The sequence below is a fragment of the Ruania alba genome, assembly GCF_900105765.1.
Taxonomy (GTDB): Bacteria; Actinomycetota; Actinomycetes; order Actinomycetales; family Beutenbergiaceae; genus Ruania; species Ruania alba.
Window position 1 is genome coordinate 1185530 of sequence record NZ_FNTX01000002.1, and the last position, 18108, is coordinate 1203637.

The 18108-nt window shown below is 68.0% G+C and carries 10 protein-coding genes and 1 riboswitch; of the genes, 4 read left to right on the plus strand and 6 right to left on the minus strand.

Annotated elements, in window-relative coordinates; all coding sequences use genetic code 11:
• Positions 1-3: 3 nt before the first annotated feature.
• Entirely contained in the window at positions 4-711 is a 708-nt protein-coding gene (locus tag BLU77_RS15835) for a rhamnogalacturonan acetylesterase (protein WP_175477148.1), read from the minus strand.
• A gap of 425 nt (positions 712-1136) precedes the next feature.
• On the opposite strand from BLU77_RS15835, the gene BLU77_RS15840 reads away from it, so the two are divergent.
• Complete coding sequence (locus BLU77_RS15840; protein ID WP_089774027.1) at positions 1137-3398, plus strand: alpha-amylase family protein; 2262 nt, start codon at positions 1137-1139, stop codon at positions 3396-3398.
• Positions 3399-3516: 118 nt separating this feature from the next.
• Here the strand turns inward: BLU77_RS15840 and BLU77_RS15845 are convergent, their stop codons facing one another.
• Complete coding sequence (locus BLU77_RS15845) at positions 3517-3717, minus strand: hypothetical protein (protein ID WP_089774028.1); 201 nt, start codon at positions 3715-3717, stop codon at positions 3517-3519.
• Positions 3718-3967: 250 nt separating this feature from the next.
• Positions 3968-4070: riboswitch (SAM riboswitch) on the plus strand.
• Positions 4071-4119: 49 nt separating this feature from the next.
• Between BLU77_RS15845 and BLU77_RS15850 the strand changes: the two genes are divergently transcribed.
• From BLU77_RS15850 to BLU77_RS15860, 3 genes are all read left to right on the plus strand, one after another.
• On the plus strand, positions 4120-5028 hold the full coding sequence (locus BLU77_RS15850; protein WP_089774029.1) for a methylenetetrahydrofolate reductase: 909 nt from the start codon (positions 4120-4122) through the stop codon (positions 5026-5028).
• A 137-nt stretch (positions 5029-5165) separates the two neighbouring features.
• A complete protein-coding gene (metE, locus tag BLU77_RS15855; protein ID WP_089774030.1) occupies positions 5166-7457 on the plus strand; it encodes a 5-methyltetrahydropteroyltriglutamate--homocysteine S-methyltransferase in 2292 nt (763 codons plus the stop codon).
• Between the two features lie 178 nt (positions 7458-7635).
• Complete coding sequence (locus BLU77_RS15860) at positions 7636-7983, plus strand: YtxH domain-containing protein (RefSeq protein ID WP_175477149.1); 348 nt, start codon at positions 7636-7638, stop codon at positions 7981-7983.
• A gap of 1 nt (position 7984) precedes the next feature.
• Here BLU77_RS15860 and BLU77_RS15865 read toward each other — a convergent pair whose 3' ends face one another.
• The 4 genes from BLU77_RS15865 to BLU77_RS15880 form a co-directional block, all read right to left on the minus strand.
• Entirely contained in the window at positions 7985-10210 is a 2226-nt protein-coding gene (locus BLU77_RS15865) for a TM0106 family RecB-like putative nuclease (RefSeq protein WP_175477150.1), read from the minus strand.
• On the minus strand, positions 10194-10988 hold the full coding sequence (locus BLU77_RS15870) for an HNH endonuclease family protein (RefSeq protein WP_089774032.1): 795 nt from the start codon (positions 10986-10988) through the stop codon (positions 10194-10196). Before BLU77_RS15870 ends, BLU77_RS15865 begins: the two co-directional genes overlap by 17 nt.
• Before the next feature lie 153 nt (positions 10989-11141).
• Positions 11142-15077, minus strand: coding sequence for an InlB B-repeat-containing protein (locus BLU77_RS15875; protein WP_089774033.1), 3936 nt, complete (start codon positions 15075-15077; stop codon positions 11142-11144).
• Positions 15078-15654: 577 nt separating this feature from the next.
• Positions 15655-18039 (minus strand): hypothetical protein, encoded by a 2385-nt coding sequence (locus BLU77_RS15880; protein WP_139177800.1) that lies wholly within the window; start codon positions 18037-18039, stop codon positions 15655-15657.
• Positions 18040-18108 lie beyond the last annotated feature (69 nt).

An 18108-nucleotide genomic window follows, 5' to 3' on the forward strand; every position in this document is an offset into this window, starting at 1 on the left:
ATGCTATCGACCTGCGTCTGGTGATGTGCCGTGGACTCGGGCCCTGACGACTTCCTCGATCTCATCGGCGACGATCTCAGCGACGGCGCAGGCGCCGGCAAATGAGAAGTGTGTGTTGTCAGCAAGTCCGTCTGGGTACGACGGCGAGAGGCCGGGCGGGAGATGGGCGTACAGACGAGCTGATTCCGAACTGCCCAACGTTCTGATGAGCTCGGTCGTGCTGGCGGTGAGGTCGACCAGCGGAATCTGGCGGCGTTCTGCCAATCGACGTGTGGCGTCGGGGTAGTCGCCGTGAGAGTTGATGAGCTCCTCGCCGCTCCAGGTCCTTCGCGCGGGCGGCGTGCACAGGATGGGGAGTGCGCCGCACTCCTGGACATCGTCGGTGAAGCGCTCCATGTTTGCCGAGAACCCGCCCGCCGGGGAAAGGTGCCCGAGCTTCTGGTCGTTGTGGGCGAACTGAATGAGGACGACGTCGATTGGGGTGAGTTCCGCCAGGAGTGCCTTCCAGAGGCCCTCTTCGCGGAACGAATCGGTCGAGGCGCCGCCCTTGGCGATATTGAAGACTGGAATGGGTTCGCCGGTGACGGTCGAGATCCGTGCGTTGAGGGTCGCGCCGAGATGTACTCCCCAGCCAAATGAGGGCTTTTCATGGATCGGTCTCGCCGCCACTGTTGAATCTCCTGCGAGGAACACGATTGTCTGTTCTCTCATGGAACCCAAGAACTCCGATTCTCGATTGGTCGCTCTGCGTGCGTTCGGGCGAACGAGTGTGAGTGTCGAGGCTACCCTTCGCCGTATGAACTGTCGAGGCCGTGCCATTTGGTGCGGACGTGGAGTGATTTTTGATAACGCGCCGTTATCGAGCCATCGGTGATCTCCTCTTGTAAGGTCTCGTGCCGGAGAGCTAATATCGAAGATGCGCCGGTGATACGAGCGAAATCGTGACCCGAACAGGTGACTGTGATCTCCGAAAAGCGTTCCGATTCGCATGTGCACGTTCTGGAGTCCACAGCGATGTGGCGATCGACGTGAATGCGGATAACGAATCTCGGGAACGAAGTTCTTGATGACTCGCCCGGTTGTCGGCGTATCCATAATATGCCGCGCTGATGCGTCGAATGATGGGAGAGAGTGCCATGGAACAGAGTCGTCGCACGTTCCTCGTAGGTGGTGGACTGGTAGCGGTCGGGACCTTGCTTCCGATCTATCCGGCCGCTGCAGGGACCGTTCCGCAACGAAAGAGCATGCCGCGTCTGGCGAACGTGGGCGCCGAGGACGGATCTGTGCCCGACTGGTTCACCGCAGAACGTGTTCAAGGGATGACACATGCGTCCCTGTGCGGCATCCGGGGCTATGTGGACGAACGCCTACCCGAGGTGCCGGGCCTGTTCGCAGATGTGGGTGCCACGGTCCAGACTCACCTGATCAAGAATGAAGGGATCGAAGATCCATGGTGGCCTGCTGACCAGCCGCGGCATCCCGACGACGGATCGCGCCTCTATGACGGTAACCGGCTCACGTGCGACGGCGATATCGAGCTCGACGCCGGTGCGAACGTCAGTCAGGACATCATCGACCGTGTTCATGATGAGGGCGCGCGGATCATCGCCTACTACTGGTTCATGTCAGAGCACCGGCTGGCCGAGCTGTATCCCGAGTGGGTCTGCCGAGACGTGAACGGAAACCCCCTCTCGCACCCACGCAAGGGTGACTACCTCGATATCACTGGTCCGTACGGCGAGGTGGTGCTCGATCGTTTGCTCGAGCTCTCGGACATGGGCGTTGACGGGTTCTTCTTCGACAACCGCCACCTGCCGTTCGACGGGATCTGGGGCAGTGCGATCCAGGACTCCTTCGAGAGCGAAACCGGACTCAGCATGCCGGCCGGGAACGACCACCACGATCCGAACTGGCGCCGGTTCATCGCTCACAAGGCTCGCAAGATCGAGGACACGATCCTGTGGTGGCGCGATGAAATGAAGACGCGGAACCCAGAGTCGTTCTTCATCGTGAGCGCCGCCTCTGTCCCCGCCCTCACCCGGCCGGACTCCACCACACGCCTGTGCCGCATCGCGGACTCCACAAAGTTGGAAGTCACGCTGGCGACGAAGACCTTGATGAATCTCGACATCTTCGAGGACAACCCGGACCTGGCGCAGCCCCCGGAACACGTGAGCCAGGCGCTCGGTTGGGCCGTGGTCAACGGTGCAGCGAATGGCCGCCCCTCCCATGTGTGGACGACGGGAGTGCCGAACACCGACCACGCCCTTGCCATGGTCGCGCATCTGGTCTCTCATGGATGTGTAGCCAACGTCGATGTTCACCCGGCGGTGCTGCTCGGGATCAACCAGCCGCGTGGGAAGACCACGATCGAGGCCGCGCGCGAGGCATTCGACTTCGGAGCGCGCCTGTCTCCGCACTTCGCCGGCACTCAACCGCTGCGATGGGCAGCGTGCCACTTCGCGGAGGAGAGCCGCGAGGCCCGCGCTGGGGACTACCGACAAGCGTGGGAGGAGGTGATGTGGCCACTGACCGGTGCCTATCGGGTGCTCACCCGGGCCGGTGTGCCGGTCGGCGTGGTGAACGACCACCAGCTGGCGAACGGGGAGTTGGACGACTATCAGCTTCTGGTCTTGACCAATCCCGATGAACTGACGGCCGAGCAGCAGGCATCCGTGGATGCGTTCGCGGCATCTGGTGGCACGGTCGTGGTGAACGACCCGTCATGGCCGTGGAGCGACCCGGCGGCCACCGGCGACGCAGAGGACGCGTTCCGAGCTGTGGTCGCGGATCAGTTGTCCGACGCTCCAGTCGTCGTAGCCGAGCGTCCGCAGGACTCGTACGCCTTGGCCTATTCGCGGTCGGACGGTGCTCTGGTCGTCGCGGTGACCAATGACCTCACCTGGTTCCAGACGAACTCCGGCGGCGGTGTGCCTCCCGGGGAAGAGAACCCGGTCGGACCGCCGGCATCGGGCGTCCGCGTGACGTGGCGGGCGGGGATCGGGCTCCCGGCGCCTGCTCAGGTGACCGAGGTGCTGACGGAGACTGTCCTGGACGTGGAAGTCAGTGACGGGATCTGCAGCGTCGTGCTGCCGGACTTCGTCTTCATGGGCCTGCTCGTGGTCGAGGATGACGGTAGGGAACCGGAACCGGCGGCTCCCTACGATGCCGCGCGGCAACACCTCGACGATTACGACGCGGACGGTTCAATCGGCACAGCCGAGTACCGGCGGATCAGAGCGCAGCTGAACTCGGCGGAACGCTTCGCAGATCGAGGTCAGGGGCGGCAGGCCGACCGTGCGCTGGACCGTGCGGTGGACGTGGTGGAGCAGATCGACGATGACGCGGCGCGAGAGCACCTCACGGCGATCGTGACCGACCTGCGCGCACACCTGTAGCCCACGCATCCGGGCGTGACGCGTGGCGCCCTGCGACCGGGGTGCCTACTACCGGGCGGCCGTGGCCGAACCTGCATGCGCCGGTTCGGCCACGGCGCGCGTCTCGGGCTCGGCCGTGTCACGCACTGCGACGGCTCTCGGAGAGCAGCGCGTCCAGCGCGCCCAGATCGTCCAGCAGTGCCATCTCCCGGGTATCCAGCCCGGCCGTGCCGGCGTGGTCGAGCCATTCGGCGTCGGCCAGTGCCGCCAGGACGGCGTCTCGCTCGTCGCGCGCACCCGCCAGGGTGAGGTTCTCATGCAGACGGTCCGTGCGTGCCATTCCGCGTTCCTTCCTGCGTGCTGCGCTTGCTCCCGAGTCTGCACCCGAGCACCGACACCGGGGCGGCCGCCACCCCGAGCACTCTCTGGATCGGCGCCCAATCCCGAAATCAAACGTCGTTTTGCCTGCTGCGTGGTAGCCAGATCGACGTTTGATCTTCGGGTGCTGGTGTTGCCGCATGCCATGGACGGGTGGTCTCAGTCGGTGATACGCGGTGTAGATGCCCTCCCGGACCGGTAGCATCGAGTGCAGACCATCCAGAGCGGCTGAGAGTCCTGGCTCGAGGACGCCGCAGCAACCCCCCAACGGAAGCCTCCCGCGGGGAAGGGTGCTACAGCCAGGTTCGATGGAGTCATCTATGCAGGCACAGATTCACCCACATCCGAACCGTGGCGGTCGCTCATGACGACCGCCACTCTCTACCGCAGCCCTCGCCCGGACCCGTGCGTCTCGTTCGAGCTCTATCCACCGCGCACCCCGAAGGGTGAGCAGACTCTGACCCGCACCGTCGGTGCCCTGGCGGAGATTCAGCCGGACTACTTCTCGGTCACCTATGGGGCTTCCGGGTCCACCCGGAACACCTCTCGTGACCTGATCGGGCGCATCCTGAGCGGCACCCCGGTCACGCCACTGGCTCACCTCACCTGCGTGGGCGCGAGCGAGGAGGACCTCTCCGAGTACGTGAGCTCACTGCTGGAGGCCGGGGTCCGTGACTTCCTCGCCCTGCGCGGTGACCCACCGGCCGGACAACCCGACTGGCGGCCGCACCCGGACGGCCTGACCCGCGCGAGCCAGCTCGTGCACCTGCTGCGGCGCCTCGCCACCGAGCACCTCGGCAGCGACGGCGCCGACGTCAGCATCAGTGTGGCTACCTACCCCGGTGGTTCCTACGACGAGTCCGGTCGCCCGGTGGTGTGCCCGAACGACGTCTCCGCCCTGCTGGAGAAGCAGGCCGCGGGCGCCGACTTCGCCATCACCCAGTTGTTCTACGACGCCAGGCACTACGCCGAACTCGTTCAGGCAGCACGTGCGGCCGGCGTGCACATCCCGATCGTGCCGGGCCTGATCCCGCTCACCGACCCGAACCGGCTCCGCCGCATGGTGGAACTCACCGGTGTGGCCGTGCCCCCGGTGCTTCTCGAGCATCTCGACGAGGCCGCCGACAAGGAGGAGGCCTACCGCCGCGGGCTCGCCGCCAGCGTGCGCCTGGTGCGCGAGGTGCTCGAGACCGGGGCACCGGGCATCCACTTCTACACCTTCAACTCCTCGAGGGCCGTGCTGGACCTGCTGCACGCCTCCGGTCTGCGCTGACCGACTGACCCACGTCACACCCGCCTGATACCCGCCCCCACCTCGCCGAACGCAACGTTGTGCGGCTTCTGCCTCCCCAAAAGCCGCACAAGGTTGCGCTCGGCAGGGTGGTTACTGACACACGTCTGGAGATTGTCATGTCCGATCACCTGCCCGCGTTCCCCGCCAGCACGATCCTCGGTTACCCCCGCATCGGCCCGCGTCGAGAGCTGAAGCGTGCCCTGGAGTCCTTCTGGTCCGGGGCCACCACCAAGGCCGATCTCGCCGAGGCCGGCGCTGCGCTCCGCACCCGCACCCGCACCCACCTGACCGACCTGGGCCTCGACCCGCAGGCCGCCGCGATTCCGTCCGACTTCAGCTACTACGACCAGGTGCTCAGCACCGCTGTGGCCGTGGGTGCCATCCCCGAGCGGTTCGGCATCGATGCCTCCACCCCGATCAGCCTGGCCGACTACTCCCGCCTGGCCCGCGGGGACGCCGAGACCGCCCCGCTCGAGCTCACCAAATGGTTCGACACCAACTACCACTACCTGGTGCCCGAGATCGGTCCGGACACCCCCCTGCGGCACGCGCCCGGCTCGGCGCCGGTGGCGGAGTTCGCCGAGGCCCAGGCGACCGGCGTGCACACCCGGCCGGTCGTCGTCGGGCCGGTCACCCTGCTGGCTCTGGCCAAGGGGACCGATCCGCTCGCCCGGCTGGACGAGCTGGTGGCCGTGTACCAACAGCTGCTCGCAGAGCTGGCGGCCGCGGGCGCCACCTGGGTGCAGCTCGACGAACCCGCTCTGGTCAGCGACAACGGCGCGGTCCCCGCAGCGCAGCTCGGTGAGGCCGCTGACCGCGCCTACCGCACTCTCGCCGCCACCGCCGACCGCCCCGGGATCCTCGTCGCTGCCCCGTACGGTGACCTTCGGGAGCGCTTCGCCACGCTCGCCGGCACGGGCGTGGAGGCGATCGCCCTCGATCTGGTGAAGGGTGAGATTCCCGACGACGGCGCCCTCGCCCACGCACGCGGCCTCACCCTGGTCGCCGGGCTGGTGGACGGCCACAACGTCTGGCGCACTGATCTTCACGCCGCTGCCGAGCGGCTGCAGCACCTGCGCGCCGCCCACGACGGGCCGGTCAGCGTGGCCACCTCCACCTCGCTGCTGCACGTCCCGCACACCGTGGCCGACGAGACCGACCTGCCCGAGCAGCTGCGCTCGTGGCTGGCGTTCGCCGACGAGAAGGTCGGCGAGGTACTGGCCCTCACCGCCGGACCCGAGACCGCACCGGAGGCGTTCACGACGTCGCGCGCCGTCCGCGAGGATCGCTCTGGGGCCCTCGGTGTGCGCCGCGACGAGGTCCGACGGCGGACCGCCGCCCTGACAGCGGCCGACACCGAACGGGCGGATGCCTCCGAGCGTGCGACCGCCCAGCAGGAGCGCCTGAACCTTCCGTCGCTGCCCACCACCACGATCGGGTCGTTCCCGCAGACGGGCGATCTGCGCCGGGCCCGGGCGCAGCGGCGTAAGGGTGAGCTCACGGAGGAGCAGTACGCCGAGGTGATCCGCGGCGAGATCAGCCGGGTGATCGAGCTGCAGACCGAGCTCGGGCTGGACGTGCTCGTGCACGGGGAGCCGGAGCGCAATGACATGGTGCAGTACTTCGCCGAGCTGCTGGACGGGTTCGCCGTGACCCAGCACGGCTGGGTGCAGTCCTACGGGTCGCGGTGCACCCGCCCGTCGATCCTGTGGGGCGACGTCTCCCGCCCGGCACCGATGACGGTGGAGTGGACCCGGTACGCGGCCTCGCTCACCGACAAACCGGTCAAGGGCATGCTCACTGGCCCGGTGACGATCCTGGCCTGGTCGTTCGTGCGTGACGACCTGCCGCTGGGGGAGGTGGCCGACCAGGTGGCGCTCGCGCTCCGGGACGAGGTGAGCGATCTTGAGCATGCCGGGATCGGCGTGATCCAGGTGGACGAGCCTGCCCTGCGTGAGCTGCTGCCGCTACGCGCCGACGATCACCAGGCCTACCTGGACTGGTCGGTGCGCTCGTTCCGGCTGGCCACCTCCGGTGCCGCCACGCACACCCAGGTGCACACCCACCTGTGCTACTCCGAGTTCGGCGAGGTGATCGATGCCATCGACGGCCTCGGCGCCGACGTCACCTCGTTGGAGGCGGCACGCTCCGCGATGGAGGTCGTGCCCGAGTTGGCCGAGGCCGGGTTCTCCCGCGGCATCGGCCCGGGCGTGTGGGACATCCACTCCCCGCGAGTGCCGAGCGAGGCGGAGATCGTCGACCTGCTGGGCCGGGCCCTGGCCGCGGTCCCGGATCGCCAGCTGTGGGTGAATCCGGACTGCGGGCTGAAGACCCGCGGGTACACCGAGACTGTCGAGTCCTTGCGGAACCTGGTCGCAGCGACCGAGCAGACCCGCGCCAGCCGGTAGTTCCACGCCGTCATCCACCCCGTAGTCCATCCCCGCCCCCCCACCCGGCCGAGCGCAACCCTGTGCGGCGTTGTTCCCGCAGAATGCCGCACCAGGTTGCGTTCGGCGATGGGGGTGGGGATGGGGGCGGCGGACGCCGCTAGGGTGGTGCGCACACCGATCGCAGCTGGGAGGACGCATGAACGGCAAGATCGCATTCATCATCGGAGCCGGCATCGGGTACGTGCTCGGCACCCGCGCCGGCCGGGAGCAGTACGACCGGCTCAAGGGTGCCACGCAGACCGTGTGGCAGAATCCCAAGGTGCAGGAGCGCGTCTCCGCCGCCGAGGAGCGGGTCGGCACCGTGATGCGTGAGCAGGGCGCGCAGATGACCGACAAGGCGGCGCAGGTGGTCAAGGACCGCATCGCCGGCTTCACCACCTCGGGTGCGTCCGCCGACGACAGCGCCGCAGCTCCGGAGTCCGCGCCGACGGCAGAGACACCGGCATCGGATCACGACGCCGACGGCGGTCACCCCGAGCGCTGACTCAGCGACTCCGAGGACGGCGCTCCCGCGCACCGGTGCACAGCTCGAGGAACGATCCGAGAGTTGCGAGGTCCGTCGGATCGGCCGGAAGCCGCCGCGTGAGCGTGGGGGAGCGCACCAGGATCGTCGCCCATCGGGCCGCGGCGACCGCCGCCCCCCATCGGTCCGGAGCGAGGACGAACCGCAGGTCGCGCCGGACGTCCTCGGGGGTGGAGGCCGCGAGCGAACCGATCACGACGGCGGCCCGCTGCCCCTGCAGCTCGTGCACCGTGCCCACTCGCACACCAGTGATATCGGCCGCCCGCAGGTCCAGGCCGATCCGCCGCGCCTGCTCCGCATCCGCGGCGAGCACGAGGAGGTCCGCCGCGACCAGCGGCCGGGTCTGCTCGCCGTCGACGAGCTGCCGGCCAAGGAGCGAGGTCACCTGCGCGACGATCTCGGCTGACTCCTCGGAGGAGACCCTCGAGTTCCCGCGGTGCGGCACCGACACCAGGTGCAGCCCGGCGGCGATCCCCGCGAGGTGGTGGAGCGGCCCGGCCGCGTGGTCGTGCATTGCCGTGGCGTCGGACAACCCACGCACCGCCGACTCGACCGGCTCCGCTGCCACAGTCTCGCCGGTCGCCGTCTCGGCGGCTGCCCTCTCACCGGGCTCGGACGGTGTGACGGCCTCGTCCGGCCCGAGAGCATCCCGCTGCGCGAGCAACCAGTCCCGCAGTTGCCGCGTGGACAGACAGTCGTACCGGTTGTAGTCCGCCAGCTCGTCCAGCCGCGCTCGATACCCGGTCTCATCGCCGCGATCGCGCATCGCGCAGGCGTCCTCGTACGCCACCACCGAATCACCCCCGGTGGTCACGCCGGAGCGTTGCTCGGCCCCCATGTACAGCGGCTCGAGCTTCTTCAACGAGTAGGACGCCTGCCCCACCCGCACCGAGCTCTTCACCGTGCGGTACAGGTCCACGAACAGCCCGGAATCGAGCAGCTCGGTGACCTCCTCGACGCCCCCGTGCCGCTCCGCCAGGTTCCGCAAGGTGTACTGCTCGTACCCGGCGAAGTGATACACGTGCATCCCTGGGTGCCGAGCCCGCCGCTGCCGCAGGTAGTCGAGGAACTTCCGCAGCGCCACCCCCTCCGCCGCGCGATCGTGCGCCCAGAACGTCACGTACGCTCCGTCGACCTCCATCAGCCCGAACAGGTACTCCAGCCCCCACACGGTGCGGTCGGCATCCACCCACAACGGGTCGCCCTCGAAGTCGAAGAACACATCGCCGGCATCCGGGGCAGGGAGCTCATCCAGCCCCGTACGGTCGTGCGCCTCACTGAGCACCTGACCTGCGCCGTCGGCGATCACCTGCTCCTGCTTCAGCTGCAGGCGCGCCTGCGCCTGCAGCCGCTGCCACATCTCGGGCCGCACACCCTCCACGGGACGAGTGGCCATGGCCAGTGCATCGATGGTGGCGAGGCCCGCGCGGCGCAACGCCTCCCGGTGCTGGCGCCGGATCCCCCACACCAGCTGCACGTCCCGGGTGCGGGCGATCTCGGCCTTACAGTGTTCGCACCACAGGCACGCCATGAATCGCTCGTCGCCCCACGGCACCGGTCCGTCGTCCGCGCGATGACCGTCCAGCAGGGTCTGCACGTGCCGTCGGTGCTCCCGATGGACGGCGACACTCGCGGCGGTCTCGTGCTCGGTGATCGCCCCGTTGCCCAGGTGCAGACGGGTGTGCTCAGCCAGTGGGATCCCCAGCCGCTGCAGCTGGTCGGCGTAGGCGGCCAGCTGCAGGATGGCCTTCGGCTTCGCCGAGCGGGCCAGCTTCGTGTCCACGACGGCGTAGCGCGGCCGCCCGTCCACGTCCCCCTCACGCACCAGAAAGTCCGAGCGTCCGTGGAACCGGCCGTCGAAGAAGCTGCCCTGGACCACCACGTCCGCACCGTCGCGGAGCGCAGCGACCGTCTGGACCTGCTGCTGGCGCAGGGCGTGGGCGGTGTACTCGGTGGGAGGGTCGATCTCCACCACTCCCGCCCCGAAGCGGTCGCGGTAGTCAGCGAGCACCAGCGCCTCGTGCTCGGCGCCGAGGCGGGCCGCGCGCTCGAGCATCGGGTCCGAGGTCTCCAGCTTCGGCACCCGACCCAGCTTCTCGTCGAGCTTGCGCAGGAGCTGGAACTCGCACGCGAACGCCGTGGAGAGGTCGCTCGCGCTGTACACGAGCACGTCATCTGCCAGGAACACCCGATCGCCTCCTCTCCCGCCGCGCCGACGAGGGCGCCGACCACCTGAGGCTATCGGCGCCGACCGACATCGCCGCATCGGCGATCGTTCTGTGGCACTCGCCGTCGAGCACCTCCGTCAACGCCGCCAGCTCCGCCGGGGCGATCCCCAAGCCGTAGGCATCCTTGACGAGGATCTGCTGTGCCACGTACGCGCACCGGAATCCCTCGTTCGGTGGCAACCATCCCGCCGCATCGTCGGCACCCTTCTCCTGGTTCGCGGCTCCGTCGGTCGGGATCAGGTTGGCCGGGTCGTTCGCGAACGCCAACGCCCGTTCGGGTGCCCACTCCCGCCCGCCCTTGCGCCACGCGTCGGCGAGCGCCACCACATGATCGACCTGGACCGCCGCGCTGGTGGCCGGTCCGCGCCGGAAGTCGATCACGTGCCCGGTGTACGGGTCGTGCAAAGTCCCGGACTCCACCACGCACGGCACCGTCGAGTCCCGCACCTGATCGGTCAGCCACAGGCCGAGCACGTCGTTGCGGGTATCGCACCCGTTGCCGTCCACATCGGCCCACGGGTCGCCGAAGAAGCGCCGGTCGTAGTCCTCCAGCGGCAGCGGTTCCACGACGGTCAGCTCCGGCAACGCCGCCCGAGCCTCCCGCAGTGTCTCCCGAGCCACCGGTGTGGGCGGCATGGGCGCCACTTGGTCCCACCACCGCGGGAACACCCACGCGACCGCGGCGGCCAGGGCGACCACGGTGATCACGGTGACACTCCGCCGTCGGACCTCTGCCATGGCCACAGCATGGCCACGCTGTGGCCTGCATGACCTCCCCGACGGCGGCCGGCTGTGGACGGGAGAGCATCGCACCGTTGCCTGTGGATGGACAGCCGACAACGACCCGGACGCGTGAGGGGACGCGCGTTCCGGGCCGTTGCCGGGGCTCTGTCAGCCGATCAGGCTCTTTCGGCGTCGGGCGATGGCGAGGAGCGCCAACCCGAGACCAAGGATCACGGCTGCGATGCTGCCGAGTTCGCTGGGTGCACCAGTCGCGGGCAGTGCCGACGACGGTACCGATGGCGACGGTACTGATGGCGGGACGCACTCGACGTCGTCGAAGGCTGTCTCGAAGGTCGCCTCAGTCGGTGACCTCTCGGTCCAGCCGTCGGGCAGCTCGCCCCACGCGTAGCCGTCGGCGAGGGTGGCCGTGACGATCACCGAGTCACCGGCCTGGTAACCGCCCCGAGGGCTGGCCATGGAGGTGATGCCCTCGGTCTCGGCCAGGGTGAGCGTGGGATCGGAGAGGTCTCCGTCCACGCAGACCGCCTGAGTGAGGTCCGGGCTCTCCGGGACGGCAGGGGTGCACTCGACTTCCTCGAAGGTGACCTCGAAGGTCGCCTCGGTCGGCGACACCCAGGTCCAGCTCTCCGGCCACCCGGAGGGCAGCGGAATCTCGTCCGCGACCATGAGGCCCATCACCTTGGCGAGCGCGATGGTCTCCTCGCCCCATGCATAGCCGTCGGCGAGGGTCGCGGTGATGACCACGGTCTGGCCTGGCTCGTAGGGTCCGGCCGGGTCGACGGTGTAGGTGACGCCTTCGGTCTCCGGGAGAGTGAGCGTCGGATCGGTGAGCCCGCCGTCCACGCAGACCGCCTGGGTCACGTCCGGATCGGCGGGGAGCGCCGGGATGCACTCCACCTCGTCGAAGATGACGACGTAGCTGGCCTGGGTGAGGGAGTCCTCGACCCAGGGCAGGGGCAGCAGGTCGGCCCATGCGTAGCCGTCGTTCAGGGTGGCGGTCACGGTGACCGTTTGGCCCGGTGCATACGGCCCGGAGACGTCAACGGTGTAGGTGAGTGCCTCGGTGTCGGCCGGCAAGGTGAGGGTGGGATCGGTGAGTTCGCCGTCCTTGCAGACTGCCTGGGTGATGGTGGGGTTCTCGGGGGCGACGGGGATGCACTCGACGTCGTCGAAGGTGACGGCGTAGCTCGCCTGGGTGGGGGAGTCCTCGGTCCAGCCGTCGGTCAGGGTGCCCCACTCGTAGCCGTCAGCGAGGGTGGCGGCCACCGTGACCATCTGCCCGGGCTCGTAGGGTCCGGACGGGGCGGCGGCGTACGTGATCGCCACAGTGTCACCCGGAAGGATCAGGGTCGGTGGTGTCACCGCTCCGTCTTCACAGACTGCTTGGGTGATGGTCGGGTTCTCGGGGGCGACGGGGATGCACTCGACGTCGTCGAAGGTGACGGCGTAGCTCGCCTGGGTGGGTGAGTCCTGGGTCCAGCCCTCGGTCAGCGTGCCCCATTCGTATCCGTCGGCGAGGGTTGCGGTCACCGTGACGGTGTCGCCGGCGGAGTAGGGCCCGCCGGGGGTGGCCATGTAGGTGAGGGCGTCAGTGTCGGCGGGCAGGGTGAGGGTGGGATTGGTGAGTTCGCCGTCTTCACAGACTGCCTGGGTGATGGTGGGGTCCTCGGGGGCGACGGGGATGCACTCGACGTCGTCGAAGGTGACGGCGTAGCTCGCCTGGGTGGGGGAGTCCTCGGTCCAGCCGGCGCTGAGGGTGCCCCATTCGTATCCGTCGGCGAGGGTTGCGGTCACCGTGACGGTGTCGCCGGCGGAGTAGGGCCCGCCGGGGGTGGCCATGTAGGTGAGTGCGTCCGTGTCGGCCGGCAGGGTCAGGGTGGGTTCGGTGAGTTCGCCGCCTTCACAGACTGCCTGGGTGACCTGCGGGTCCATCGGCGTCACGGGCACGCACTCGACGTCGTCGAAGGTGACGGCGTAGCTCGCCTGGGTGGGTGAGTCCTGGGTCCAGCCCTCGGTCAGCGTGCCCCATTCGTATCCGTCGGCGAGGGTTGCGGTCACCGTGACGGTGTCGCCGGCGGAGTAGGGCCCGCCGGGGGTGGCCATGTAGGTGAGGGCGTCAGTGTCGGCGGGCAGGGTGAGGGTGGGTTCGGTGAGTTCGCCGCCTTCACAGACTGCCTGGGTGACCTGCGGGTCCATCGGCGTCACGGGCACGCACTCGACGTCGTCGAAGGTGAGGACGTAGCTCGCCTGGGTGGGGGAGTCCTCGGTCCAGCCCTCGGGGAGGGTGCCCCATTCGTATCCGTCGGCGAGGGTTGCGGTCACGGTGACTGTTTGGCCGGGTTCGTAGGTGTCGGCGGGGTCGGCGGTGTAGGTGAGTGCGTCGGTGTCGCTGGGCAGGGTGAGGGTGGGTTCGGTGAGTTCGCCGTTCTCACAGACTGCTTGGGTGATGGTCGGGTCCTCGGGGGCGACGGGGATGCACTCGACGTCGTCGAAGGTGACGACGTAGCTCGCCTGAGTGGGTGAGTCCTGGGTCCAGCCCTCGCCGAGGGTGCCCCATTCGTATCCGTCGGCCAGGGTCGCGGTCACCGTGACCGTGTCACCGGCGGAGTAGGGTCCGGATGGATCGGCACTGTAGGTGACGCCCTCAGTCTCCGGGAGGGTGAGGGTCGGGTCGATGAGTTCACCGTCCTCACAGACTGCCTGGGTGATGGTGGGGTCCTCGGGGGCGACGGGGATGCACTCGACGTCGTCGAAGGTGACGACATACTCGGCGGTTGTCGGTGAGGTCTGAGTCCATCCGGCGGGCATGTCGCCCCAGGCGTAGCCGGCGCTCAGGGTGGCAGTAACGGTCACCGTGTCACCGGGGGAGTAGGGCCCACCGGGGTTGGCGCTGTAGGTGATCGCGTCGGTGTCCGCGGGCAAGGTAAGCGTCGGGTCGGTGAGCTCCCCGTCCACGCAGACCGCCTGAGTCACGCTCGGGTTGCTCGGCTGTGTGGTGATCAGCACGGCGTTGGAGAACAGCGGCACGGTCTGGTTGCCGCCGCCGGTGGTGTTGGAGGGGCCGTCACCGGCGTTCTGGCTGATCACCGTGGAGTCGTGGGAGGCGTGCAGGTTCCCGCTGATCGTTCCGGGCGGGTTCCCGCAGGTGAGCAGGGCGTGGTACTCGATCACGATCGTCTCGCCGGCCTCCACATCGCTCACGGTCGTGGCGATCGTCATCGTCCCGTCCGACCAGGTACCACTGGCACCCGTGCCGCTCGTGATCGTTTCCTCGCCGTCACTGACGTAGCCGGAGTCATCGAACGCCAGGAAGGCAGTGACCTGCGTGTAGCCGACCTGATCGTTGTTTCCGAAGCGGGTGTCGAACACCTGCGTGACCGTGGCTGTGGACTCCCCCTCGGCGGACCCGGTGACCGGGATGATCTCGAAGAAGATGATGGTGTCGCCGCACTCGAAGACGCGGTCCGAGCTGGTCAGCTGGGTCACCACGTCTGAGGAATCAGCAGCCCCGAGGTTCGCGTTGGAGTAGGTGGCTCCTCGTGCCGCGCGGAAGCGCTCCTGGTCGACGGCACCGGCAGTGGGTCCCGGGCCGACGGTGTCGACGAGTGGGGTGATCTCCACATCCTCGGCTTCGACGGGTGCCGGTTCCTCGTCCGATTCCGTGGTGCTCTCGGCAATGTCCGTGCCCGGAGCGGACTCGTCGGTCGTGGGCTGCTCGGGTTCAGCAGGCTCCTCAGACTCTGCAGGTGCTTCCGGCTCAGCGGGCTCCGGTTCCGGCTCCGCAGGTTCCTCTGTCTCGAGGACCTCCGCTTCGGCGGGCTCCTCTGGCTCGGGAGCCTCGGGTTCGGCCGGCTGCTCCGGCTCGGGTGCGTTCTCTGCGACTGCTTCTGGCTCGGACTCTGAAAGGGCCGCGAACGCAGTCTCCGCCTCCTGCGTCTCGACGCTCTCTTCTTCGGCAACTGCCTCTGGCGTGCGTACGGTGCGCTCGTCCTCGGAGGACGCTGACGGATCGACCGTCTCTGCCCAGGCTGCTCCGGCGCCACTGGTGAGTACCAGCAAGGTGGCGACTGCGGCACCGAGCATGGCTCTTCGAATGGACCAGGTGTGAATTTCAGACGGATTCCGAGCTATTCGGGCGTGCCTCATCGTATGTCTCCCCACATCGCTTTGGACGCACCTGGTAGAACCCATGAGCGACGCCAGAAAAGGGGTCGATGGGCTACTGCGTGGTGTGCCGTCAGTGTGCTCCTCGGACTACGAATAAGCACCAGGCTGTACGGGTGAAAAGTGGGGCTTTTAGAGGGTGAGGTGAGGGTGAGAAGGGTGAGGAGAGGGGGTGAGTTGCACTCCTGTGATTCGCCGCGGAGTCCTGCTGAGGGCTGCGTTGGCGTGTTGTGCGGCCGGCCGGGGCGGGGTGAGGTGGGGGATTCCTCGGCGGAGATGTATCGATGGACTGGTGACGCGGGGCGCCAGGATCGCTTTTCAGCGACACTTTTCTATTGCGATGAATCCCATTGCTCATCACGTTGAGGTCGAAATATTCACTCCACACGTCAATTCCGGTCGGCGCGCGACTATTGCGCGGCCCGTGGCGATTTCCCCGCAGTACGCGCCCGTGGGGCCCGGGCGCACACGCCCGGGCCCCACCGACGGCGGATACTCAGCCGATCGTGGTGCGCCGACGGCGCGCGACGCTCGCCAGCAGCAACCCTCCGGCCAGCGTCGCCAGTGTCAGAGCGGCAAGGTCGAGCGACGGTGTCCCGGTGCTCGGCAACTGCGGTGACGCGGCCACCTGCGGCGGCTGCGTCTGCGGGCACTCCGGGTCCTCGAAGGTGACCTCGAACGTCGCCTCCGTGGGTGAGACGTACGTCCACTCCTCGGGCCAACCGACGGGCTGAGCCTCGGTGTCCGACACTGCGTGCTCGGTCGGGACCCGAGCGGGCACAGAACGTCCGCCAGCGGTGGCGGCGGCCGGTGCGAGCGTCATCGCGGCCGGTTCCCCCCAGCTGTACCCCTCGGCTAGCGTCGCAGTGACGGTCACCGTCTGACCCGGCTCATATGGCTCGGACGGATCCACCGAGTAGGTGATGCCCGCGGTCTCACCGAGCGTCAGGCTCGGCGGTACACCGGCACCGTCCTCGCAGTCGCCGTCATCCACGCTCGGCGGCTCCGGCAAGGTCGGGATGCAAGGCACCTCTTCGAGGGTCACGTCGGTGGTCACGGTCAGGTCGTCGACGATGGTCCACTCGGACCCGACCTCGCCCCAGACGTAACCCTCGGTGAGACTCGCCATGATCCCCACGGTCTGACCACCTGCGTACGGGCCCTCGCTGTCGACCGCGTACTCGATGCCATCGGTCTCGGCGAGAGCGAGCGTCGGGTGCACCAGTACGCCGTCGGTGCAGATCCCTGGGGTCAGGGTCGGCACGACTGGTGTGGTCTCCAGGCACACGACCTCCACGGTCACCGACTCGTCGGCGGACTGCTCCGTCTGCGTGATGGTCGCGGCGTTGTCGTAGCTGTACGCACCACATGCGTCGAGACCGAACTCCGACCACGCAAAGTCCCAGTCGTAGGTGATCGTGCCACCGTTCGGAGCGGTGAACGACTCGTTGACAAGACCGTTGAGGTCACTGACGTCCGTCACGTCGATCGTGGCGTTCACCTCGCTGTCCGGGTCACCCCAGGTGATGGGCGCCGGATCGGCAGCGTAGCTGTTCTCGCTCGTGACGATCTCCAGGACGCTCTGACCCGAGACCGCACTGTCCACCGGATGGGAGTACGTGCAGGTGAACGTGCCCCCTGGGTCGAGGATGGGCACCGGCGGTACGCAGTCCAGGTCCGGGAGGATGTTGCCCTCGCTGGTCTCCAGCACATGGGTGCCATCGAACGCGGCCGTAGTGTCGCCGGTGTTCTCGATCGAGATCGTGCCCGAGACCACATGGCCGGAGTCCTCGTGGCCCTCGTAGCCGACGTCGACGGTCCAGTCGATAGTGCCGCTAGTGGGACCGGCTTCGGCGAACGGGTACAGGGTGAGTGACTCGGGGTCGGCCCACTTGTCGATCGACCAGAAGTGCTCGCGGTCGAACGTGGTCTCGAGGGTCTGAGTGACGGTCAGCTCCTCCTCGGGCTCGTTGTAGCAGAACGTGAGGTGACTGATCGCCTGTTGACCGCCGATCTCGCGGAATCCTGCGGTCCCGCCGGCAAGCTGCTGGCTACCCTGGCCGGCCTTGACGAGGATGGCGCCGACTGCCGGATCGGCCATGAAGGAGAACGTGTGCGAGTCCGCGATGGTCACGCTCAGCGCGATGTCGATGCCGTCCGGCTCCCACGGGCCGGACCCGTAGTAGGTATAGCTACCCGCGGCGCCGGTGTCCAGCTTCACCCCGAAGTCGAATCCGATGTCCGCACACTCGGTCGCAGCACCACCGCCGACGTCCTGGATCACCTCGACGTCACGCTCGGTCAGCTGCACCGACTCCTCGGCGCTCGCAACGGCCACGTCCTGCTCGGCGCCCTCGTCGGCAGTGCCGTCCTCGGCTGATGCCTCATCCGTGGACTCCTCGGACTCATCAGCTTCCTCGGCACCTTCACCACCCTCGACTTCTGTGCTCTGCTCGCTCTCGGCGGCTACCGCCTCATGGGATTCCTCGGCCTCATGGGATTGCTCGGCGTCTTCTCCGGTGCTCTCGGATTCTTCGGAGTCGGCTGGTGTGGTGGATTCTTCAGCGCCACCAGATTCTTCCGATTCATCGGACTCCTCGGTGGGCAACGGTGTCACCGATTCTTGTGCCTGGTCGGCCGCCTCCTCGCCGGCCTCGTCCGTGCTCTCTGTAGTTGCAGTTTCCGTGACTGCCTCTGCGGCTTCCGCGGCGTTCTGGGCCTCGGCAGTGATCGCGGTATCGGCGTCGTCGGGCGGGGCGCTCTCGGCCCACCCGGCGCTCGCCCCGACGGTCATGGCGAGGATAGCCGCCATGACCGTGCCGAGAGCAACGCCCGCGGGGCGCCTCGACACCTTTCCTGGGTACGTTCGTGCGTGTCTCATCGGTCCTCCTGGGGACGGGAATTCGGCCCCCGGACCCACGCATATTCGCGGCGTGGCGGATTCCCGGAA